The sequence below is a fragment of the Acaryochloris sp. 'Moss Beach' genome (genome assembly GCF_021497025.1).
GTDB classification, from domain to species: domain Bacteria; phylum Cyanobacteriota; class Cyanobacteriia; order Thermosynechococcales; family Thermosynechococcaceae; genus Acaryochloris; species Acaryochloris marina_A.
In genome coordinates this window covers 1,510,908-1,533,726 of sequence record NZ_CP071717.1, presented here as the reverse complement: position 1 = coordinate 1,533,726, position 22,819 = coordinate 1,510,908, and the positions used below count along the sequence as shown (strand labels likewise).

23 protein-coding genes are annotated in these 22,819 nt (G+C 47.1%); 19 read left to right on the top strand and 4 right to left on the bottom strand.

The features are described from left to right. The first annotated feature begins 170 nt into the window (after positions 1–170). From murC to HRE53_RS07000, 9 genes are all read left to right on the top strand, one after another. On the top strand, positions 171–1,634 hold the full coding sequence (gene murC, locus HRE53_RS07040) for a UDP-N-acetylmuramate--L-alanine ligase (protein ID WP_235109685.1): 1,464 nt from the start codon (positions 171–173) through the stop codon (positions 1,632–1,634). Then, positions 1,631–2,557, top strand: a complete 927-nt coding sequence (murB, locus tag HRE53_RS07035) for a UDP-N-acetylmuramate dehydrogenase (protein ID WP_235109683.1) — start codon at positions 1,631–1,633, stop codon at positions 2,555–2,557. Before murC ends, murB begins: the two co-directional genes overlap by 4 nt. 131 nt (positions 2,558–2,688) lie before the next feature. After that, positions 2,689–3,045 (top strand): YbaB/EbfC family nucleoid-associated protein, encoded by a 357-nt coding sequence (locus HRE53_RS07030; protein ID WP_212662807.1) that lies wholly within the window; start codon positions 2,689–2,691, stop codon positions 3,043–3,045. A gap of 81 nt (positions 3,046–3,126) precedes the next feature. Beyond that, the gene (rpsL, locus tag HRE53_RS07025; RefSeq protein WP_212662806.1) at positions 3,127–3,507 is read left to right on the top strand and encodes a 30S ribosomal protein S12; all 381 of its coding nucleotides are present in this window, start codon (positions 3,127–3,129) and stop codon (positions 3,505–3,507) included. A gap of 198 nt (positions 3,508–3,705) precedes the next feature. Continuing rightward, complete coding sequence (rpsG, locus tag HRE53_RS07020; protein ID WP_012162326.1) at positions 3,706–4,176, top strand: 30S ribosomal protein S7; 471 nt, start codon at positions 3,706–3,708, stop codon at positions 4,174–4,176. Between the two features lie 97 nt (positions 4,177–4,273). Next, complete coding sequence (gene fusA / locus HRE53_RS07015) at positions 4,274–6,349, top strand: elongation factor G (protein ID WP_235109681.1); 2,076 nt, start codon at positions 4,274–4,276, stop codon at positions 6,347–6,349. 25 nt (positions 6,350–6,374) lie between these two features. Further along, a complete protein-coding gene (tuf, locus tag HRE53_RS07010; RefSeq protein ID WP_212662804.1) occupies positions 6,375–7,604 on the top strand; it encodes an elongation factor Tu in 1,230 nt (409 codons plus the stop codon). A 146-nt stretch (positions 7,605–7,750) separates the two neighbouring features. After that, complete coding sequence (gene rpsJ, locus HRE53_RS07005; RefSeq protein WP_010467965.1) at positions 7,751–8,068, top strand: 30S ribosomal protein S10; 318 nt, start codon at positions 7,751–7,753, stop codon at positions 8,066–8,068. A 106-nt stretch (positions 8,069–8,174) separates the two neighbouring features. After that, positions 8,175–8,822, top strand: coding sequence for an LON peptidase substrate-binding domain-containing protein (locus tag HRE53_RS07000; protein ID WP_212662803.1), 648 nt, complete (start codon positions 8,175–8,177; stop codon positions 8,820–8,822). Between the two features lie 101 nt (positions 8,823–8,923). On the opposite strand, the gene HRE53_RS06995 is transcribed toward HRE53_RS07000, so the two are convergent. Further along, positions 8,924–9,460 carry an FKBP-type peptidyl-prolyl cis-trans isomerase gene (locus HRE53_RS06995; protein WP_212662802.1) on the bottom strand — a complete coding sequence of 179 codons (537 nt, stop codon included), beginning with the start codon at positions 9,458–9,460 and terminating at the stop codon, positions 8,924–8,926. Positions 9,461–9,521: 61 nt separating this feature from the next. Then, positions 9,522–9,845 (bottom strand): phasin family protein, encoded by a 324-nt coding sequence (locus HRE53_RS06990; RefSeq protein WP_212662801.1) that lies wholly within the window; start codon positions 9,843–9,845, stop codon positions 9,522–9,524. 299 nt (positions 9,846–10,144) lie between these two features. On the opposite strand from HRE53_RS06990, the gene lnt reads away from it, so the two are divergent. From lnt to HRE53_RS06975, 3 genes are all read left to right on the top strand, one after another. Then, the gene (gene lnt / locus HRE53_RS06985; protein ID WP_235109679.1) at positions 10,145–11,605 is read left to right on the top strand and encodes an apolipoprotein N-acyltransferase; all 1,461 of its coding nucleotides are present in this window, start codon (positions 10,145–10,147) and stop codon (positions 11,603–11,605) included. 129 nt (positions 11,606–11,734) lie between these two features. Continuing rightward, positions 11,735–12,421, top strand: coding sequence for a J domain-containing protein (locus HRE53_RS06980; protein WP_235109677.1), 687 nt, complete (start codon positions 11,735–11,737; stop codon positions 12,419–12,421). 5 nt (positions 12,422–12,426) lie between these two features. Next, entirely contained in the window at positions 12,427–13,305 is an 879-nt protein-coding gene (locus HRE53_RS06975) for a tetratricopeptide repeat protein (protein ID WP_235109675.1), read from the top strand. Between the two features lie 82 nt (positions 13,306–13,387). Here the strand turns inward: HRE53_RS06975 and HRE53_RS06970 are convergent, their stop codons facing one another. After that, positions 13,388–13,939: a GNAT family N-acetyltransferase gene (locus HRE53_RS06970; RefSeq protein ID WP_212662799.1), complete on the bottom strand. Its 552-nt coding sequence runs from the start codon at positions 13,937–13,939 to the stop codon at positions 13,388–13,390. Positions 13,940–14,118: 179 nt separating this feature from the next. On the opposite strand from HRE53_RS06970, the gene HRE53_RS06965 reads away from it, so the two are divergent. From HRE53_RS06965 to HRE53_RS06935, 7 genes are all read left to right on the top strand, one after another. Continuing rightward, positions 14,119–14,948 (top strand): IS1 family transposase gene (locus HRE53_RS06965; protein ID WP_235109149.1). Its coding sequence is split into 2 segments (ribosomal slippage): positions 14,119–14,460 and positions 14,463–14,948, totalling 828 coding nucleotides; the frame shifts between segments, so codons are not numbered across the junction. A gap of 544 nt (positions 14,949–15,492) precedes the next feature. Next, positions 15,493–16,923: a form I ribulose bisphosphate carboxylase large subunit gene (locus tag HRE53_RS06960; RefSeq protein ID WP_212662798.1), complete on the top strand. Its 1,431-nt coding sequence runs from the start codon at positions 15,493–15,495 to the stop codon at positions 16,921–16,923. Between the two features lie 131 nt (positions 16,924–17,054). Further along, complete coding sequence (rcbX, locus tag HRE53_RS06955; protein WP_235109673.1) at positions 17,055–17,456, top strand: RuBisCO chaperone RbcX; 402 nt, start codon at positions 17,055–17,057, stop codon at positions 17,454–17,456. A 60-nt stretch (positions 17,457–17,516) separates the two neighbouring features. Further along, the gene (locus HRE53_RS06950; protein WP_212662796.1) at positions 17,517–17,864 is read left to right on the top strand and encodes a ribulose bisphosphate carboxylase small subunit; all 348 of its coding nucleotides are present in this window, start codon (positions 17,517–17,519) and stop codon (positions 17,862–17,864) included. 216 nt (positions 17,865–18,080) lie between these two features. Next, positions 18,081–18,707: a GDSL-type esterase/lipase family protein gene (locus tag HRE53_RS06945; RefSeq protein ID WP_235109672.1), complete on the top strand. Its 627-nt coding sequence runs from the start codon at positions 18,081–18,083 to the stop codon at positions 18,705–18,707. Positions 18,708–18,823: 116 nt separating this feature from the next. Beyond that, on the top strand, positions 18,824–20,074 hold the full coding sequence (locus tag HRE53_RS06940) for an AAA family ATPase (RefSeq protein ID WP_235109671.1): 1,251 nt from the start codon (positions 18,824–18,826) through the stop codon (positions 20,072–20,074). Positions 20,075–20,098: 24 nt separating this feature from the next. Next, positions 20,099–21,169 (top strand): RuBisCO accumulation factor 1, encoded by a 1,071-nt coding sequence (locus HRE53_RS06935; RefSeq protein ID WP_235109670.1) that lies wholly within the window; start codon positions 20,099–20,101, stop codon positions 21,167–21,169. 282 nt (positions 21,170–21,451) lie between these two features. Here HRE53_RS06935 and HRE53_RS06930 read toward each other — a convergent pair whose 3' ends face one another. Continuing rightward, complete coding sequence (locus HRE53_RS06930) at positions 21,452–22,711, bottom strand: DUF2808 domain-containing protein (protein ID WP_235109669.1); 1,260 nt, start codon at positions 22,709–22,711, stop codon at positions 21,452–21,454. Between the last annotated feature and the right edge of the window lie 108 nt (positions 22,712–22,819).

Sequence of the window (22,819 nt, the reverse complement as noted above, 5' to 3'; positions counted from 1 at the left end):
TTTACCTGCAGGATAGAGAGTAAAAAATGCTGGCAATGTCAGCAGCATCAAGATTGATATAAATCCAGAAGAGATTTGCTGGAAGCAAGGAAAGGACTCGAATTTTTTAGAGTTCCTGCTATGATGTCGCGTGTAACTAGGTGTGGGCCGAGAAGGAGCGAAATACAGTAATGCAAAGTGCAGTCGATTTAGGTGGCCGTCCCATTCACTTCATTGGTATTGGTGGTATCGGCATGTCTGCACTAGCCCATATCCTCCTCAAACGACAATTGCCTATATCGGGTTCAGATGTTCGAGCTAACCATATCACTCAAAAGTTAGAGTCCCAGGGCGCTCGAATCTTTTCTCGTCAAGAAGCTACTAACATCAAGCAGCTTTGCCAAGATTCTTCTGCCCCCCCTCAAGTGATTTGCTCAACGGCCATTCACGAGGATAATCCTGAATACCAGGCTGCTGTGCAGGCAGGATGTCCTATCTTTCATCGCTCTGATGTGCTGGCAGCGCTAATGCAAGAGTTCTCTCAAAGCATTGCAATTGCTGGAACTCATGGTAAAACAACAACCAGTAGCTTGGTAGGCTATTTATTGTTGAAAGCGAGTTTAGATCCCACCATTATTGTGGGTGGAGAGGTCGCTGCATGGGGTGGGAATGCCCGCACTGGCGATAGCCCCTATTTAGTCGCTGAGGCCGATGAATCGGATGGGTCCCTCGTTAAGTTCTTCCCTCATATTGGCGTCATTACCAATATTGAACTTGATCACCCTGATCACTACACCTCGCTAGATCAAGTGGTTGGCATCTTTGAACAGTTTGTAGACCATTGCCATACCCTGATCGTTTCGGTTGATTGCCCCACCATCGCTGATCGTTTTCCTATGTCAGCCACCGATCAGCCTATGATTACTTACAGTCTGAATGCTGAAATGTCGGCAGATTATACGGTGCAAAATATTGAATATTCAGGCCAAGGAACAATCGTAGATATCCTAGAACGTGGGGAGAGCTTAGGGTCATTAGAACTGCCTTTGCTGGGGGAACATAACCTCAGTAATGCCCTGGCAGCCGTTGCGATTGGCCGTTATGTAGGCCTAGAATTCCCCACCATTGCGGAAGCATTGCAGACTTTCTCGGGGGCTAAACGCCGTTTCGAAATTTATGGAGAAGCGCAAGGGATTTGTTTGATCGATGATTACGCGCATCATCCGAGTGAAATTCAAGTGACCTTGGCATCCGCGAAGCTTCAAGCCCAAGCTGCGGCTGCAACCTATTCTCAATCAAGGGTTGTGGCCGTCTTTCAACCCCACCGCTATAGCCGTGCAATTACCTTCTTTCAAGAGTTTAGCCAATCGTTTCAAGATGCAGATTTAGTCGTTGTGACTGATATTTATAGCGCTGGAGAAGCAAATCCTGGCATTATTGATGGTCAAAAGTTGGCAAATGCAATTACCTCTAACCATTCTGCCGTAACTTATCAACCAACCCTGGCCAATGTTATCGATTTTTTACAGGGACATTTGCAATCGGGTGATGTAGTTCTATTCTTGGGAGCAGGAGATTTGAACCGCATCATTCCAGACTTACTTGCCCATTATCAGGTTTCTTCAAAACCTTCTCCTGAGGTTGTTTTGCAATGACTCAGTCTTCACCCTCCATCTTTATTGACAATGGAACCTGCGAGATTCAGCCTCATGTGAGTTTGGCAGATATGACGACATTCCGTGTGGGGGGCGCCGCAGAATGGTTTATTGCTCCCCATAATCTGGAAGAACTACAAGCTAGTTATGCATGGGCTAATGAGCAAAATCTGCCCATTACCTTTTTGGGCGCAGGGTCAAACTTACTGATTAGTGATCAGGGCTTACCTGGCTTAGTCATCTCAACGCGATATTTGCGGCAAAGGACGTTCGAGCCTGATACTTGTCAAGTCACAGCCTATGCTGGAGAATCGTTACCCAAACTGGCTTGGCAGGCTGCTAAACGAGGTTGGTCTGGATTGGAATGGGCCGTCGGTATTCCTGGAACTGTGGGTGGAGCATTGGTCATGAATGCTGGTGCGCACGGTGGATGTACTGCGGATGTTTTAGCTGAGGTTCATGTCCTAGAGAGAAATGGGACTATTCAGGTATTGAAACCTGAAGACATGGCATTTCAATATCGGTCCTCTATCTTGCAGCAATCTCCCAAACCCGTTTTACAGGGGGTGTTTCAACTCAGTGCTAATCAATCTACTGACCAGGTCAAGGCAACGACTCAATCGCACTTGGATCATCGTCTCAGTACACAACCCTATGATTGGCCAAGTTGTGGCAGTGTGTTTCGCAATCCTCTTCCTCGGACGGCAGGTTGGTTAATTGAACAATCAGGATTGAAAGGATATTCACTCGGAGGGGCGCAAGTTGCTCAGAAGCACGCTAACTTCATCCTTAACTCTGATAACGCTACGGCAACTGATATCTTCAACCTGATTCATTATGTTCAGCAAAAAGTTGAGGAAAATTGGTCGTTGCTGCTCAAGCCAGAAGTGAAAATGTTGGGTGAATTCCCACAAATCACCTAGAAAGTAGATTCCCTTTACGCCTCTTGGGGTAGACTCTCAGTATCATAGTAAACAGTTCAATTTGAAGTTCCTTAAAGGAGCTCATCTAGAGCAAAGCAAAGATTCAAGCACATTAACAAACCATAAAGACTATGCCAAAAGAGCAAGGACAAGGCTTTGGCTTCGGCCTCGGCAAAATGAAAGAACTAGCTGCAGCTATCCAGAAAGCACAACAAGTGCAAGAAGGTGCAAAGCAATTACAAGAAGATCTTGAACAAATGGAGATCGAGGGTCAAGCTGGTGGTGGCTTAGTTAAGGTTGTCATGAGCGGTAACCAAGAACCTATTCGTGCTGAAATTACCCAAGAGGCTGTGGATAAAGGCCTAGATGCATTATCTGAACTGGTTGCTGAAGCGATGAAAGATGCGTACCATAAGTCTACCGACACGATGAGAGAACGCATGGAAGACTTGACAGGCGATCTTAATTTGCCGGGTTTAGGTGGGTAAGTTGACACAAGGCCGCAAAGATCTATATAGTTAGGATTTGGAAGAATTCAAAATCCTAACTCAACTTACTATCGCCCATCTATGCCCACAATTCAGCAGCTTATCCGCAGCGAGCGTTACAACACAAAGAAGAAGACAAAGTCTCCGGCTTTAAAAAGCTGTCCTCAGCGCCGTGGTGTTTGTACTCGCGTTTATACCACAACCCCTAAGAAGCCCAACTCTGCATTGCGGAAAGTCGCCAGGGTCCGTTTAACTTCTGGATTTGAGGTTACAGCCTACATCCCTGGAATTGGCCATAATTTGCAGGAGCATTCCGTTGTCATGATTCGGGGTGGTCGTGTTAAAGATTTGCCGGGTGTTCGCTACCATATTATCCGCGGTACTTTGGATACTGCTGGAGTTAAAGATAGACGTCAAAGTCGTTCAAAATATGGAGCAAAGCGTCCTAAAGGTAAGAGTTAGTAGCTCCAGCGCTCTTAACCTGAGATTGAGTAGAGTTCCCTGACTGTGGCTTATGTTTTGGGGACACCTTAATACTATTTCCCTCATCAGTTCAAGCTTTAGATAGATTGCCGCAGTTTGCGTAGTCTGACAATGTGTTCCTCGAAGTAGCGAGGATCCATAAGCCCTTAATTATTACTATCTTGTGTAGGATTTCTCATGTCTCGTCGTATTCGTGCCCAAAAGCGCCCTGTTCCTCCCGATCCGGTTTACAATAGCCGCCTCATCAGTATGACTATTCGGCGTTTGATGGCGAGTGGGAAGAAATCTTTGGCCTCTCGTATTCTTTATGATGCTTTGAAAATTATCGAAGAACGTACCAATCAAGACCCCTTAGAGGTGTTTGAAACGGCTGTTCGTAATGTAACGCCATTAGTAGAAGTGAAAGCTCGTCGGGTGGGCGGTGCTACCTATCAAGTCCCGATGGAAGTTCGATCTGATCGAGGCATTGCCTTGGCGTTGCGATGGATTATTCGCTTTTCGCGCCAGCGTCCTGGGCGATCTATGGTGAGTAAACTGGCTAACGAACTGATCGATGCTGCTAACGAAACAGGCGCAGCGATACGTAAGCGTGAAGAAACTCATCGTATGGCAGAGGCCAATAAAGCGTTTGCCCATTATCGTTACTAAGTTTTGTGAAGTTTATCTGAAAAAAGTTATAGAATCATTGCAGCAAGAATGTTGTATACCCTTATGCAAATAACTTGCTAGGGCGAAGGAGGTAGCTGTGGCACGTTCCGTCCCGCTAGAAAAAGTGCGCAATATTGGCATTGCAGCCCATATTGATGCGGGAAAAACGACAACAACTGAGCGTATTTTGTTCTACTCCGGTGTGGTACACAAGGTCGGAGAAGTTCATGATGGCAATACAGTTACTGATTGGATGGATCAGGAACGGGAGCGTGGTATCACTATTACCGCTGCCGCCATTTCCACAACCTGGCAAGATCATCAGGTCAACATTATTGATACGCCTGGGCATGTAGATTTCACGATTGAAGTTGAACGCTCAATGCGGGTATTAGATGGCGTGATTGCGGTTTTCTGTTCTGTAGGGGGTGTTCAACCTCAATCAGAGACAGTTTGGCGGCAAGCTGATCGTTATCAGATTCCCCGGATTGTATTCGTCAACAAAATGGATCGGACGGGTGCGAATTTTTTCAAGGTTTATGATCAAATTCGTGATCGTCTTAAAGCCAATGCCGTCGCTATTCAAATTCCAATTGGTAGTGAAGATAAATTTGAGGGCATTGTTGATCTAGTCAATATGAAAGCCTTCATCTATACCAATGATCAAGGTACAGATATTCAAGAGACTGAGATTCCTGAGTCTAATCAAGAGCGAGCTCAAGAGTATCGAACACTTCTAGTTGAGGCAATTGCTGAAGCAGATGATGCCTTGATGGAGAAGTATCTCGAAGGTGAATCTTTATCAGAAACAGAAGTTCAATCAGCTTTGCGTCGTGGCACCATTGCAGGCACGATAGTCCCTATTCTTTGTGGCTCTGCCTTTAAAAATAAAGGCGTTCAGCTGCTTTTAGATGCTGTGATTGACTATATGCCAGCACCGATTGATGTTCCTGCTATTCGAGGGACATTATCGGATGGCACTGAAGCTGAGCGTCCGGCTGATGATGAAGCGCCTTTGGCTGCCCTCGCATTTAAAGTGATGTCCGATCCCTATGGACGACTTACCTTTATCCGGGTGTATTCAGGCGTTCTCACCAAAGGCAGCTATATTCTCAATCCTACTAAGGACAAAAAAGAGCGTGTTTCAAGGCTGATCATCATGAAAGCTGATGATCGAATTGAGGTTGATGAGTTGCGCGCAGGAGATTTAGGAGCTGCCCTAGGTCTTAAGGATACTTTTACCGGCGAAACTCTATGCAATGCGGCGAAGCCCATTGTCCTGGAGTCTTTATTTATTCCTGAACCTGTGATTTCTGTGGCAGTAGAGCCTAAAACCAAGCAGGATATGGATAAGCTCTCCAAAGCCTTGCAATCTTTATCTCAAGAAGACCCTACCTTTCGCGTCAGTGTGGACCCGGAAACCAATCAGACAGTGATTGCAGGTATGGGTGAGCTGCATCTAGAGATTTTGATTGATCGGATGCTACGAGAATTTAAAGTGGAGGCTAATATTGGAGCCCCCCAAGTAGCCTATCGAGAGACGATTCGTAAAGCAGTGACTGCTGAAGGCAAGTTTGTACGGCAAAGTGGGGGGAAAGGCCAATATGGTCATGTTGTTGTTGAGATAGAACCCGCTGAAGAGGGCACTGGTTTTGAATTTATCTCAAAAATTGTGGGAGGTTCTATCCCTAAAGAGTTTATTGGTCCGGCTGAGCAAGGGATGAAAGAAGCTTGCGAATCTGGTATCTTAGCTGGTTATCCCCTCATTGATGTCAAAGCGACATTAGTTGATGGGTCTTACCATGATGTTGATTCTTCTGAAATGGCCTTTAAAATCGCGGGCTCAATAGCAATCAAAGATGGGGTAATGCAAGCCTCACCTGCGCTGCTAGAGCCCATGATGAAAGTTGAGGTAGAAGTACCTGAAGACTTCCTCGGCCCTGTAATGGGTGACCTCATTTCTCGAAGAGGCCAAATCGAAGGTCAAGAAGTGGCCCAAGGGCTCGCCAAGGTGACGACTAAAGTCCCATTGGCGACCATGTTTGGCTATGCCACAGATATCCGGTCTATGACTCAGGGTCGAGGTATCTTTACAATGGAGTTTGGTAACTACGAGGATGTTCCTCGTAATGTGGCTGAACCCATTATCGAAAAAAACAAAGGGAACGCATAATTCATCGAAAAGGAATAGTTGATACATGGCACGCGCAAAATTTGAACGAACAAAACCCCACGTCAACATTGGCACCATTGGTCACGTTGATCATGGTAAAACCACTTTGACAGCAGCAATCACCATGTCTCTCGCTGCCATTGGCCAAGCTAAAGCCAGGAAGTACGATGACATTGATGCGGCCCCAGAAGAGCGGGAAAGAGGGATCACGATTAATACGGCTCACGTGGAGTATGAGACGACGGATCGTCACTATGCCCACGTGGACTGTCCTGGGCATGCTGACTATGTCAAAAATATGATTACTGGGGCTGCCCAGATGGATGGAGCAGTATTAGTAGTCTCCGCTGCTGATGGTCCCATGCCCCAAACTCGTGAACATATTCTACTGGCTAAGCAGGTTGGGGTTCCCAATATTGTGGTCTTTATGAATAAGCAAGACCAGGTAGATGATGAAGAGTTGCTAGAGTTGGTTGAGCTAGAAGTTCGAGAACTTTTAAACGACTATGATTTTCCAGGAGATGATATTCCCATCGTTTCTGGCTCGGCGCTAATGGCTTTAGAAGCCCTCAATGGTGCGGACTCCATGAAGAAAGGAGACAACGAGTGGGTAGATAAAATCTACGCTTTGATGGATGAAGTGGATGCCTATATTCCTACTCCTGAAAGAGATATTGATAAGCCTTTCTTGATGGCTGTAGAAGATGTCTTCTCTATTACAGGTCGTGGAACAGTCGCTACTGGACGGATCGAGCGGGGCAAAGTTGTCGTTGGCGAGACTGTCGAGTTAGTTGGAATTAGAGATACACGCAACACTACTGTGACTGGTGTTGAGATGTTCCAAAAGACCCTTGATGAAGGGATGGCTGGTGATAACGTCGGCTTACTTTTGCGGGGTGTTCAAAAAGAAGATATTGAGCGTGGCATGGTGTTAGCCAAGCCTGGTTCAATTACTCCTCATACCCAGTTTGAGTCTGAAGTTTATATCCTCAAGAAAGATGAGGGAGGACGTCATACACCGTTTTTCCCTGGTTACCGACCCCAGTTCTATGTCAGAACGACAGATGTAACGGGTACAATCAGCGCTTTTACAGCTGACGATGGTAGTGCCGCTGAGATGGTTATGCCTGGCGATCGCATTAAAATGACAGTTGAATTAATCAACCCTATTGCGATTGAGCAAGGGATGCGATTTGCGATTCGTGAAGGTGGCCGGACTGTTGGAGCTGGTGTTGTCTCCAAAATCCTGAAATAGTCTCCTAAACAGCCCTTAAGATAGAGCTGGAGGCATAGCGGTAGTGCTTACCTTCAGCTTGTCTGACAAGATCCGATTGCTAACGGCAGTTCTACATAATTTTGCTGTCATCCAGAACCTTGACAACTTAACGATTGATCTAAGATATGACAACTCTCCAGCAACAAAAAATCCGCATTCGCCTGAAAGCTTTTGATCACCGTTTGCTCGACACATCCTGTGACAAAATCGTTGAGACTGCTAAGCGAACTAATGCCTCCCCTGTTGGACCTATTCCTTTACCCACCCGACGACGTATTTATTGTGTTCTACGATCTCCACATGTAGACAAGGACTCACGTGAGCACTTCGAAACACGTACTCATCGTCGTATTGTTGATATTTATCAGCCTTCACCCAAAACTATTGATGCGTTGATGAAGCTTGATCTGCCTGCTGGTGTTGATATTGAAGTCAAGCTTTAGTCTCGACTGTAGTTGTTAGGTGCTTGCCTGAGTTGTTTGTGAATTCTTCGGGAGACATGGGCTAGAGTGAATAAGAGTACTCCCTATCCCACCTCTCCCGTTGCTAATGGCTATTCCCTCTTCAATTGCTGTACGTGAGCTGCCCCTATTCCCTCTTCCTGATGTAGTTCTGTTCCCAGGGCGGCCATTACCGTTGCATATTTTCGAATATCGCTACCGGATAATGATGAACACTATTTTGGAAGAGGATCGACAATTTGGTGTTTTGATGTGGGACCCTAACAAAGGTGAAGCGGCTTTAGTAGGGTGTTGTGCTGAAATCACAAAGCATGAAAGACTGCCTGATGATCGAATTATGATCCTAACGCTGGGGAAACAGCGATTTAAGGTGCTTCATTATGTTCGCGAAAAGCCTTACCGTGTTGGATTAGTCGAGTGGATCGACGATCAACCTCTGCAGGATCAAGACTTGCAAGCTTTAACCACAAGTGTCACACAGCTGTTGCAAGATGTTGTTAGGCTTTCTGCAAAGCTAACTGAACAAGATATTAACCTTCCAGATGATATTCCAAGTCTCCCTGTAGATCTTTCCTACTGGGTGGCGAGTAATTTTTACGGTGCGGCGTTAGAGCAACAATCTCTATTGGAAATGCAGGATACTCAGGCTCGGCTGGAGCGAGAAGCGGAGATTTTGACGTCTACACGCAATCATTTAGCAGCGCGTACAGTTCTGAAAGATACATTAGAGCCCTGATTGTATTGAGCGGCTTGTTTACCTGTCGTTCCCGAAAACCAAAAATAAGCCCGGATATTTCATAGATTTCGGGCTTATTTTCAGTTTATATAAGGCTTAAGCTATTGAATTCTCAGTAGTTCAACATCAAAAACTAGGGTAGCATTGGGGGGAATTACGCCACCAGCGCCTCTTGAGCCATACCCTAAATCAGGAGGAATGACTAACTTCCGACGACCGCCTACTTTCATGGTGCCAACGCCTTCATCCCAACCTTTGATCACTCGCCCTTTTCCAATGGGGAAGGAGAATGGCTGTCCGCGATCGCGAGAACTATCAAATTTGCTCCCATCGGTTAAGGTGCCAGTATAGTGAACGACAACCATTTGACCTAGCATAGGTTGCTCACCTGTGCCTTCTACTAAGTCACGATATTGCAAGCCAGATGCGGTGGTGGTGTAATCAGAATCTTCAGTGTCAGTTGAATTCATTTCAGATGTAGGTGTTTGGGCAACAGGAATAGCAGCAACAGTTGTTAGAGTATTATCTGTTTGTAAGGGCTCTGCAGATACTTCGGGAGTGCCGTTAGTAACTTGGGCAATGACCAAAACGGCGCTACAAACAAGGACAATCCCGAAACTGATTAAGATATTACGCAAGATGTTCCTCCGATCGGTTTAGGACAGTGATGCTTTGAATGGTTGGTTTTGATTGAGGAGGCTACCGCCAAAGCTTATTTTCTAAGTCTCGCACTTGTCGCTCCAGTCGATCAATCCTACCGCGTAATTCATCCACTTCAGCCTGTCTTGCTAACCCTAAATCTTGCATCATATTGCGAACTTGGCGCTCCATCTGAGCTTCCCAATCTCCTGGGTCCGAGCGCATTTGTTGTAACAGATCATCTACAAAAGCTTTAGCTTGCTCGGGATTTAACCGTCCTTCATTGACCCATTGATCACTGACTTCCCGAAGTTTATCGGTGACAAAAGAGGTGGTTCCGACCCCAATCATCAACATTTGCTTGAGGAAATTGTTATTGTCCATGAAAACCTCGGGTTTGGGAATGAAGTTGTGATAGTTACGCGGGCTGCTGAACTCCAGCATAGCGAAGTCAAAGAACTTCTCGAAAGTAGGGATAGTACGGTGGCTACTAACACTGGGCTCGGTCTAATGCACGCAATGGATTCCTGAATCAGGAAAAACTTAATCAGGGTAAACTGCCAGCAGACCTTACTGCAAGCTCCAGAATGCGCGTGGAAAATATTGTGAAAGACCGTACCCAACCGAAAAATTCTTCGGTTAGATGGCGAGGGTTTGGTCTCGTTTTTCTCTCGGGCTTAATAATGGGTATTAGCCCCGCACCAGTGGGAACTTGGTGGTTTGCATGGGTTGCTTTGGTGCCCCTGTGGATATACGTTAAACGTGCTCAGGGGCAGGTGTGCTTGGCGATGCGGCTGGGGCTGGCGTGGGGAGTTGGGTATCAGGGTGCTGCCGTGTCTTGGCTAACAGGCTTACATCCCATGACATGGATGGGCCTATCTTGGTGGACTAGTCTTACCATTGCAGTTGTTTGCTGGCTGTTTGTAACGGTTTATGGGGCGTTGATTGCTGCTTTCTGGTCTGGATGGATGGCTTGGAGATCGTTCAAGCTACCCATTTATAGTCGAATTTTGGTGGGAACAGCCGCTTGGACGACATTGGAGTGGCTCTGGACCCAATCTCCATTATGGTGGACCCCGATCTCTTATACTCAAAGCCCAGCGAATCTGGTGATTCTGCATTTGGGGCGGATCTCCGGACCGACGGTTGTCGTTGCTGCATTAGTGACGGTTAATGGCTGTTTTGCAGAAGGTTGGACCGCTATACGACATCGGTGGCAGTATCGTGGTACTGCGATCGCACTTTTGATCGGTTTACATCTATTAGGTTTGAGCCTTTACCTGCAACCGTTGCAGGCTAATCAGGATACTGCCCTCGATATTGGTATTATTCAAGGCAATGTCCCAACCCGGATCAAATTGTTTAAGCAAGGCCTTGAACTGGGGCGTAAAAATTACGAGGCTGGCTATCGGCAGTTGGCCGATCAAGGTGTTGATGCTGTACTCACTCCAGAAGGGGCTTTCCCCTTTTTATGGCGAGACCAGCCTCCCTTAGTAGAGGCAATTCAAGATAAACAGGTGGTTGCCTGGCTCGGGAGTTTTATGCCTGAAGACCATCGCATTACCCAAAGTTTAATTACCGTTTTGGCTGATGGCAGCATCTTGAGCCGCTACAACAAAATTAAGCTTGTGCCCTTAGGTGAATATATTCCCTTTGAGTCTCTGTTGGGTGGGGTAATCGGTCGGTTGACGCCTGTCGGTACACAGATGAATTTAGGTAAGCCGGATCAACAATTCCTCACCCCTTGGGGACCTGCGATCGCAGGGATTTGTTTTGATTCTGCCTTTCCGCAACTGTTTCAGAAACAAGCTGCCCAAGGCGGAGAGTTTATTCTGACGGCCTCCAATAACGATCCGTATAATACTCGGATGATGGCTCAGCACCATGCCCATGATGTGATGAGAGCCATAGAAACCGATCGGTGGACTGTTCGCTCGACGAATACGGGATACTCTGGTGTGATTAATCCCCATGGCCAAACCTTGTGGCGTTCGCAACCTCTGGTGTTTGCTACCCATGCTGCCACAATTTATCGTCGTCAAACCCAGACTTTATATGTACAGTGGGGAAACTGGTTCTTACCTAGCTTGGTGGTGCTCAGCCTGATTGCGGCAGCCCCCTCTTTCATCAACACCGGTAAGTAAGCTAAGTTAGATAAAACTGGCTTTTCAACTGAGGTATGGCAGCATCGTTTGCCATTTTCCTAGGGTACGCTCTCTATCTTGAACATAACTCGATTTAATAGTATCTCCTCACATCACGATTCAAAGTCAATGAGTAGTAGTCTTGTTCGTCAATCGACGCCAGAAGAGCTAGAACTTCAGAGAAAGCAGTCAGAGCTATTGGATTTGGAAGCTCAGTTAGCACAACGGGAGCTAGAATTGGCTACGTTTCAGGCTGAACTCCACTCGTTTGAGTATCGTTATATGCAGGTTGTGGGTATCCGCCAGGAAGAATTAGAGCGGATTAATGCCCAAATTTCAAAATATTTAACGTTGATGGCGTCTAACCACAACTTTCGACCATCCGCTCGTTTGAAACAGCTCTATCGAGAAGTGGCCAAACGGATTCATCCTGACCTGGCAACGGATCCTGAAGAGCGTGCCCGCCGCGAACAACTGATGGCCTTCGTCAATCGTGCCTATGAATCGGGGGATGAAGATCGTCTTAGGGCGATTTTGCATGATTGGGAAAGTAGCCCAGACTCTGTCCAAGGGGAAGGGATAACAGCAGATTTAATCCGGACGATTCGTCAAATTGCTCAGAGCCGACAGCGCTTGCAGTCGATTGAAGATAAATTGCAGCAACTATCTCAATCAGATTTGCATCAATTGAGGGTGAAGGCAGTAAAGTTGGAACAACTTGGGCAAGATCTTTTGTTGGAAATGTCGCACCGTTTTGATCAAGAAATCTCGATGGCGCAGCAACAGTTGACAGAGCTTAAGGAAAAAATGGGATAGAGATTATGGTGGAGGGGCCCAAGGAACAGTCCGAGCAGGGCAAGTTCAATCTTCCATCTCTTCATGCCCGTGTTGATGATCAAATGTCTTCGTTGATTAAACGCGGGCTAAATCTTGCTAATGAAATTGAAGAAGATCTGGTTAATTCTGGATCTGAAGTGGAAGGCCAGGACAATCCACAGCAGCAGGATCAGGAGCCAGCTGGCTATCAAAGGTCTGAACAGCCTGAATCTCCGTTTCCGCCAGACCCTTTAGAGGGATTGACTCTGGTGCAACCGACCGTAACGAGCCAGCCGACCCTCAATTCGGAAGAGATGGATGAAACCTCTTGGGCGGTGGTTTGGCTGCGGCGAGGGCTGCATAAGTATGAGCAAGCAGACTATATGGGGGCGAAGGATAATTTTAAGCAGGCGATTCACAAGCAGCCCACTTTAGCTGCAGCCCACAACGGTCTGGGAAGTGTTTTGTATCAATTTCGGGATTTTGTCGAAGCGGTGGTTGTTTATAGCCAAGCCTTGGATTATGCACCGGAGAATGCTGAACTCTATTGCAATCTGGCAAGTGCTCTTTATCGTATTCAAAACTATGATGAGGCTGCCCTAGCTTATCAAAAAGCCATTCACTATAATGCTTACTTGCATGCCGCCTATTATGGTTTGGGCCTAGCCCAGTTTCAAATTGGGTTTCAAGAAGAAGCGATGACGGCCTTTGAGCAAGCCACTCAACTAAATATTCGGCATGCCGAGAGCTTTCTGGGATTGGCGGTTACCCATTTTGAATTTGGAGAGTATCAAGAGGCTAGTGTGGCCTTAGAGCAAGCAATGCAGTTAAACCCTGTCTATATCGAAGCCTATTTTAGATTGCAGGATTTTGTAAACGAATAAGGGAATAGCCCAGTCTAGAGATGGAAGTCTCTTCCTCTGATGGCAACGATGATATTGAGGGGAAGGAAAACCTAAGGGATGATTACCGAAAATTGGGATACCAAAACATACCTTTAATCCCTTCTGGATCGGGCATAAACCCTAAATCTCGGTAAAAGTTGACGACATGGGGGTCGGCAAAGAGGGTGATATTGCTAATGTCTTCGCGCCGGAGTTCTTTAATGATTTGTTTCATCAAGGCTTTGCCTAGGCCTTGGCCTTGAAAGTCAGGATGAACCACAACATCCCAAATTGTGGCATTAAACGTATGGTCGGAGGTGGCCCGAGAGAACCCAATGAGGCGATTGTAGCTGCCGCGTTGCTCCCACATAGAGACCACAATAAAGCTATGTTTAAGGGCTTTTTTGACTTTGCGAATAGGGCGGCGTGACCAGCCCACGGCATCGCAAAGCTCTTCTAACTCATACAGATCGATTTCGCGATCTTTGCTGAAGGTGATTTTAGATGGGGCAGCTTTGGAGTCCCGCCCGTTGTTGGAAATCGATAGGGCTGTCCCAATCGAGCCATTCGCAGGGGCTAAGGTCTGAGCAGACGCCCCGTTTGAGCCACCAAATAAGCTTTTCCAAAAACCCATGCAGGAGTGTGTTAAGTGCTAAGTGTAACGAATGGCCTAAATTTTTTTACAAAAGACCACTTAAGTTAGTATAAGCCAGGTCACCGTCGGGATGGGATTTGGTGTCGGAATTATTGGTTGTGATTCAATCAAATGTGGGTCAGATAGAATAATACATTCCTTCTGCTATTAGAGTAACCATGCAATGCCCATTGTGCGGTCATCCCAAAGCCTATAAGCATGGCAAGATGGCCAATGAGAAACAACGGTATCACTGTCCTATTTGTAAACGAACTTTCACTGAAACCTTTGATACCCTTTACTATCGTCGACAGACCTGCCGAGAGACGATCCATCAAGTTCTCCAATCTCATGCAGAAGGCACGAGTCTCAGAGGCATTGCCCGAATCACTGGGCTTTCCTACAACACGGTTGTCTCCCTCGTGCGTTCTGCTAGCCAACGCTCTCAGCAACTTCATAATGGCAACGTTCAAGCAGTCAGCACCGATGATGTCAGTGCCGATGAGATGTGGTCCTTTGTGAAAAAAAGCAAAAACATTGCCGACCATCAGAGCTAGAGGTGGGCGATTGTTGGATGGCGATTACGTTGGCCAACACCAGTGGTTTGATATTGACCTGTCGGGTGGGCAAGCATACCGACTCATTGTTGGATGAACTGATGACCAGCACTGAAGGCAAGACCGATTGCAAGTTTTGGAATAGTGATGATTGGGGCGGTTATGAGCGCATCTTAGGGCCAGACATTATCCACTACATTGGTAAAGACCGAACTCAACGATTGGAGCGTACCAATGGGATTGTTCGGCAGCAAACAGGTCGATGGCATCGCCGCCAAAATAAGTTTGGCAAAGTTTGGGAGCAAACGAAGGTTACGGCTCGGTTAGGGGTGAGCTATTTTAATTGGATTTGGACTCACAGCCGATTCAAAACGACTGCGGCCCAACGAGCAGGATTAGCTGATTGCCCATGGAACTGGAATGACATTCTTTGCTACCCCACAATTATTTGAGGCACGACCGAATTATTCCCCTATGTGGGAGTGATGGGTGGTCGTAATATTACTACACAATTACATAATGTATAAAATTTGAGCTGGCTATCCTGGTGCTCTCCCTGATGTATGGGTTAGAGGCGACACTTCCATGAACCTAAAAAATTTCTCAGTGTGAATAAATTAAGTTAAGTCTGAGTTGTGCGAGGGTGATTACATTTGCTAATGTAAAACCTTGTAAAGATGAAATACGCTTAATCCACTTATATTGAATAAGATTTACTTATCAAAAGGTTCAAAACCTCCAAAGTTAAACTTATGCAATCTCTGGTAAATTGAGTTTTAGCCAATTCCAGAGTGTTTCTGTTGGAAATATCTTTCTCCAGTATTCCTCTCAAGGCGGCCATCTAAGGAAAGCTATGGTTCGCTTGCCGTTGAAGAGTTGGCATTAGGCGATTTTTGCAGGATAAAATTCAACACTTTTTACAGGCTATCTGAAAAGTTAGCCTCGGTTGTTTTGTCCGGGATTTATCACGTTTAGATGAGGTTGTTCAAGAGCAACATGTCCTATTCACAAACTAGAACTCAGTCAAAAGCCGGATATGATGCTGGCGTTAAAGACTACAAGCTGACTTACTACACGCCGGACTACACCCCAAAAGATACAGATATCCTCGCTGCCTTCCGGATGACTCCTCAACCAGGTGTTCCTCCTGAAGAAGCTGGTGCTGCTGTTGCGGCTGAATCCTCAACGGGAACCTGGACCACTGTGTGGACTGACCTGTTGACCGATTTGGATCGATACAAAGGCCGTTGCTACGACATCGAAGCAGTTGCCAACGAAGATAATCAGTACATTGCCTATATTGCCTATCCCCTCGACTTGTTTGAGGAAGGGTCGGTCGTCAACTTGTTGACCTCCCTTGTGGGTAACGTGTTTGGTTTCAAAGCGCTTCGGGCCTTGCGTCTTGAAGATATTCGCATTCCTGTTGCCTACATGAAGACCTTCCAAGGTCCTCCTCACGGAATTACGGTTGAGCGAGACAAGATCAACAAGTATGGTCGTCCTTTGTTGGGTTGTACCATTAAGCCTAAGTTAGGTCTATCCGCGAAGAACTACGGTAGAGCCGTATATGAGTGTCTACGTGGTGGTCTTGACTTCACCAAGGATGACGAGAACATTAACTCTCAGCCTTTCATGCGCTGGCGCGATCGCTTCCTCTTTGTAGCTGAAGCCATCCATAAAGCCCAAGCGGAAACCGGTGAAATTAAAGGTCACTACCTAAACGTCACCGCGGCTACCTGTGAGGAAATGCTGAAGCGGGCCGAGTACGCTAAAGAACTCGAAATGCCCATCGTCATGCATGACTTTATCACCGGTGGTTTCACAGCTAACACTACGTTGTCTCACTGGTGTCGTGATAATGGCGTTCTGCTCCATATTCACCGAGCCATGCACGCTGTGATTGACCGTCAGAAGAACCACGGTATGCACTTCCGCGTGCTTTCGAAGTGCCTCCGCATGTCGGGTGGTGACCACATCCACACCGGTACAGTTGTGGGTAAGTTGGAAGGTGAAAAAGGCATCACCATGGGATTTGTGGATCTCTTGCGTGAGAACTACGTTGAGAAAGATCTCTCTCGTGGTATCTACTTCACCCAAGACTGGGCTTCTATGGGCGGCGTCATGGCGGTGGCTTCTGGTGGTATTCACGTTTGGCACATGCCTGCTCTGGTTGAGATCTTTGGTGATGACTCTGTTCTCCAGTTTGGTGGTGGAACCTTGGGTCACCCTTGGGGTTGTGCACCAGGTGCAACAGCTAACCGGGTTGCTCTTGAAGCCTGTGTCCAAGCTCGTAACGAAGGTCGTGACTTGACCCGTGAAGGTGGCGACATTCTGCGTGAAGCTGCTAAGTGGAGTCCTGAACTGGCTGTTGCCTTAGAGGTCTGGAAAGAGATCAAGTTCGAATTCGAGGCAATGGATACAGTCTAATTCCCTTGAAGTTAGGGCAAAGAAAGTCTTTGCCCTTATTACGGACAGAGGAAGATACATATTCCTTTTCTTTCTCAGTTAACTCAACGCAATATCTACTCCCTGCTTAAACCAGGGATGTGTTGGATTGCATGGATCACAAACGAGTTTCCAAAGATACAGCCCAAGTGCTGATCAGCTATTTGACCTATCAAGCGGCCAAGTTGGTGGTGACTCAGCTTTATGAGACAAACCCCGGTCTGGGAATTTGGTTGTCGGAATTTTCTTCCACAGATCGAATTCAAGACGGTGAACTTTATCTCGAAGCACTTATGCAAGAGAACCGAGAGTTAGCGTTACGGCTGTTGACCGTGAGAGAGCATTTAGCAGAAGAAGTGGTTGAATTCCTGCCAGAAATGGTCAAAACTGGGATTCAAGAATCGAATGTAGGACATCGGCGACAGCTCCTTGAGCGTATGACCCAAATGTCCACGCCAGAGTCAACTTCTAATGACAATGTGTTTGAAGCGGATGCTGATGAAGAATTGGATTGAACTCTCTTCTGCCCGTAAACTTTTTTGCAGCTTTTTGATGGAAATACTACGGATAAAACCATGAGAACTTTACCCATAGAAAGACGTTTCGAGACTTTTTCCTACTTGCCTCCTCTGAACGATGATCAGATTCGTCGGCAAATTCAGTACATTTTGGATCAAGGCTATATTGCAGCGATTGAGTTTAATGACTCTCCTGAGCCAACCGAATACTACTGGACCATGTGGAAGTTGCCTCTCTTCAAAAATCCTTCTGTTCAGGATGTTTTGTATGAGATTGGTGAGTGCCGCTCTGAGTATTCTGATAAATATGTTCGGGTGGTTGGATTTGACAATATCCGCCAGTGCCAAGTGATGAGCTTTATTGTTCAGAAGCCTGGTAACAATAGTGGGTACCGCCCTTACTAAACTCTAGTGTGAATAGGGTATTAGCTTTTTAAGCTGAACGGAGAGGTAGGTTAACCTACCTCTCCTCCTTTTTGTCAGAAGTGCTGGACGGTCGGCACGAGTGGATAAGGCTTCATGCACAAGGTGAGGGGGATACTTGTAAAAGTTTGCTGCCAATACCTTGACAATTGCTGTAAAGCCTATATGACTTAGCAATAGTGATTGGGTATTTGGATCATGCCGAAAGACGACAAGGATCTGCGGATTTGTTTTGTGGGGGATTCATTTGTTAATGGGGTTGGTGATCTAGGCTGTTTGGGATGGACGGGCCGCATCTGCGCCACGATGTACCGGCGAGGATATGATTTCACCAGCTATAACTTGGGAGTCCGCCAAAGTACAAGTGCAGATATTGAAGACAGATGGTTGTCGGAAGTTCAAGCGCGTTGTCCGGCGGGAACAAATGGTCGAGTAGTGTTTAGTTTCGGGGTGAATGATACCGCCCAAGAATATGATCACTGTCGAGTTGATATGCCCCTGTCTCTAGAGAATGCGCGTCGCGTTTTTAGAACGGCAAAGTTGCGATATCCAATTTTGATGATTGGTCCACCTGCGATCGCAGATCCTGACCATAATGAGCGAGTCAAAGATCTTTCCGAGAACCTCGGCATTCTCAGCAAAGAGTTAGATGTGCCTTACCTAGATATTTGGACGCCTCTCTCCCGTTCAAGCATTTGGTTGAATGATATCAAGGCGAGAGATGGCTACCATCCTGGCAGTACGGGCTATACGGAAATGGCTGTGATTATTCAGAAGTGGGCTGCTTGGCTGGACTGGTTTAAGCGAGATCGATCTGAGGAGTAGTAATAAGGGATTAGGTTTGCTTTGTTTATACCTATTAATTCAAGTAGGTCTAATTTTTAGGTGTGATATCCCTGTTTTTGATTCACCTTGCGTTTCCCAAAGTTTGAGCTTTGACCATGGGTTATTATCTATCACCTCGATTTTTAGATCGACTGGCCGTCCATATCACCAAAAACTTTATGGCCCTGCCAGGGCTGCGAGTGCCGTTGATTTTGGGGATTCATGGTCGCAAGGGAGAAGGAAAATCTTTCCAGTGCGAGCTGCTGTTTGAGCATATGGGCATTGAGCCGGTGCGGATGTCGGCGGGAGAGCTGGAAAGCCCTGATGCAGGCGATCCGGTACGCCTGATTCGCATGCGTTATCGGGAGGCCGCGGAACTGATCAAAGTGCGGGGCAAGATGTGTGTGCTCCTGATTAATGATCTAGATGCCGGGGCCGGTCGCATGGATCAGACGACCCAATATACCGTTAACACCCAGTTGGTAAACGGCACCCTGATGAATATTGCCGATAATCCTACAGATGTGCAGTTGCCAGGTAGTTATGATACCCAGCCGATCCATCGGGTGCCGATTTTGGTGACGGGTAATGATTTCTCTACCCTCTATGCACCGTTGGTGCGGGATGGGCGGATGGATAAGTTCTATTGGCAGCCCAACCCCGAGGATCGGCTGGGGATTGTTCAGGGGATTTTTGAGCCGGATCGGTTGTCTGCTTCTGTGATTGAACAGCTGGTGGATCATTTTGCCGATCAGGCCATCGACTTTTTTGGGGCGTTGCGATCGCGAGTCTATGACGAACAGGTCCGAGACTTTATTCGTTCTATTGGTATTAGCAAAGTCTCCACCTATTTGGTCAATTCCCCTGAGCGACAGGTGCAGATCCAGCCCCCAGTTCTGACTTTGGACCATTTAATTGATCTGGGTGAGGCCATGGTGGGAGAACAAGACCGCCTACATAACGCTCGCTTGGCCCAAGTCTATGTATCGGGGGCGAAGGCTGAACCCGTGGTACCGTCATCTCCAACGTCTGCACCAGAACCCGACAGCTACCTCCAGGCTGATACCACTCCTCAGTCCCAGGGAGACTGGCCGGACCATATTGCCAACCCTGAGATTGAGCACCTGTTTCAACAGGCTATGTGCCAGGACAGCCAACTGAATTTAGAGACGGCGACACCTCGGGAAAAAGCGGGTAATGTCTGGCGCAGCTGGTCTTGGCCCCAAGCACCTCGAACGGTCACGGATGCCATGGCGGGGTTACAAGCCTGTCTGCAAGATCATCCCCGAAGTTACATTAAGCTGATTGGGTATGATACTCGTACCCAAACCCGTACCCTAGAAGAATTGATTGTTCGTCCTCAGTAATTCCGTTCATTGCGATCTTTGCCCATGACTTCTTTTACGCCTCCTGGATCTAGCCCCGATATTGATGTTGACCAGCTTTTATTGATGCTTCGCCGTAAGCAGAAAACCTGGGTAGATTGGGGGATGGCCTGTCAGCAGCTCCAGAAAGCGGGCTATAGTCCCCAGCAGATTTTTGAAGAATCTGGGATTGAACCGATTCAACAAAACCAGATTGTTGTGGCGGGACAGGTCTATCAAAATCTGAAGGACAAGGGGGCAGAAGCGGCTTGCCAGTATTTTGGAGAACGCCGTAGCGATATTCTCTATGAATTTCGAGTGCTGAATCAGGAGGGACGAGCGGAAGCGGCGACCCTGGCAGCAGAGAAGCAGTTGGATGCGGATGAAGCCCGTGCGATCGCAAAGGCGATGAAGGAGTACAGTCGACTCTCGGAGACTCCAGTGGGATTCACCGATACACCTGGGGATGCGATGGCCTATCGATGCTGGTATTTTGCCCGTCAAAAGGATGATTTGCAGGAGCGATCGCGGCTGATTGGTCAGGGGTTAAAGTTTGCCCATAGTGATTCAGCGCGGGAAAAGTTGCAAATGCTGTTGAGCGATTTCTCAGTGGTAAAAGCAAAAGAGGCTCCCCGCCTGCCGTTTTTTCGGTTGGAGTCGGAGGAGGAATTGCCCCGATTGATGCCAGTAGTGGGTCACTTGCCGTTGACGGTGGATGATTTAAAGGCAGTGCCAGTAGTGGAAGAAGAAGAGCCTTTTGGAATGGTTCAGTTTTCGGGGAGCTGTACTTGGGTTCCGGTTCCAGGGTGGCAGGTGATTTTGCGAGCGGAGGATCCGGTGGCGTTGTTGGCTCAGGTGCAGGATTTAGGTCCGGATCTGCCTCGGCCAACGGAGGAGGTGCTGGTGATTATTGATCGTGATCAGCGGCAGTGGCATGAGGACTGCTATTTTTTGATAGAGGTGGATGGGCAGTTGCAGGTGCAGTGGTTTGCGGAAGCTCCTGAACAAAAGCTTTATGGGCAGGTGGTTTTAGTAATGCGGCCTAAGCGAATTTTGGATGAGAATTTTACGAAGGATCCTTGGCATACGGATGAGTAGGGATATGAATAGATGAAATCTAGTAATGCGGCTCTTTTGTGCTGCAATTAAGCAAACTGGTCGTTAATGGATTCCCAAAAGAATTCCTCTATTAAATCTTGAAACTAAAGAGGATTAGCTATTAATTGAAAAGTTGATTTTATTCCTGTTGAGTGTATATAAAAAGTGCATCCCCTAGTTTCTGGATGTCTTGTTAGAAGATATTGAGCCTCTTTCTCCCTGAAGTCTTTGAGCTTTTGGAAGACTACTTCAGTGATTTCAATCTTCGGATCTAATCGTGGTTTACTTCCCTAAAGAACTACGAGAGAAGTCCAGGCGGCCAATACCTATATACTGGCTTTTAGTAGTAGTTCCAGCAGGGGTTCCTCGTACTTCAAACATATAGGTTCCTACAGACGGATTTCGCACAGGGCGAACGGCCATTGTAATCGTCCGACCTGGGGCAACAGGTTTATCAAACGTGACTGTCAACGTCCGAATGGACGGATCACTGACCACAATATTAATCGGCAACGCCTCACCCTTATTCCGCTTGGTCCCCTCAAATGCCTTCACAGAAGTCGCCTTAAAACGGGGATATTGCACCCCTTGCTTCAGAATAAATTCCAACTTTTGCAACGGTTGAGCGGCATCTTGCGGAATATCAATCGTAAAGAAGTAAGTGGCTCCTAGAGATCGAGCATCTCGATTCGTTGTAGAAGTGCTGACAAGTTGTGGAGGGCGATCAAAAGTTACCTTTGGACCTCTGGGGAGGGTCGGGAGCGTAGGGGCATCAATTACTTGTGCCACAGCCGTTGATTCTTGAATGGGTGTTGGAATGGGCTGCGGAGTGGCCTGGGGCTTGGCTTCCATCTTGTTAGAGAGCCGCACAAATGTATTGATGGGAATCCCCAAATTGAATCCAGCCTTAATCACGCTGCGGTCGCCTTGATAGCCGGGTAAGACCACCTCTCTGCCTTCGGCTAAGCCATGAATGCCCACCACTTTGCCATCATCATTAAAAACAGGCCCGCCACTCATCCCCGCTCGGGTGACATTGGTATAGACCATCTTGTAGCCCTTACCGATGGACTGGGGGGGCAGGCCGGAAATCTCACCTGAGGTGAATTGATAGATATGGGGCAAGGCACTACCCGATGCAGGCCAGCCCGAAATAAAAACCTTATCCCCCTCTGTTAACTGATCAGAGTTTCCGAGTTTTGCCAACGAGTAAGACTGCTTACTGGTAAAGCTCACAAGCGCTAAATCCACATTCGGCAGCTTCTGTACCGATTGATAATTTAATGCATATTCCGTCCCATCCGGTGCCACGATGTCATACTCGTCCGGCGTAGCGACCACATGCTCTGCTGTGAGAACGAAGTAAGTATTATCCTTTTTCCCCACCAACACCCCAGAGCCAGGATTTTGGCCTTTTACCAAAATGGTGGACTCTTTCGCAATTTGATTGACCTCTGTCCCGGATAGCGCCTGGGCAGGCTGCACTATTACCAAAGCAGTTCCTACAGCTAGGGCAGGCAAAAGAACATTAAATTGCTGCATGGGGACAACCCTCACTCACTTGAATTCATTATCGTCGAAGTTTATTCAGATGACGACTTCAGTTCTATCTAACCATTGCTGCTCCTGGTGTCGCTGTGATCCATCGCT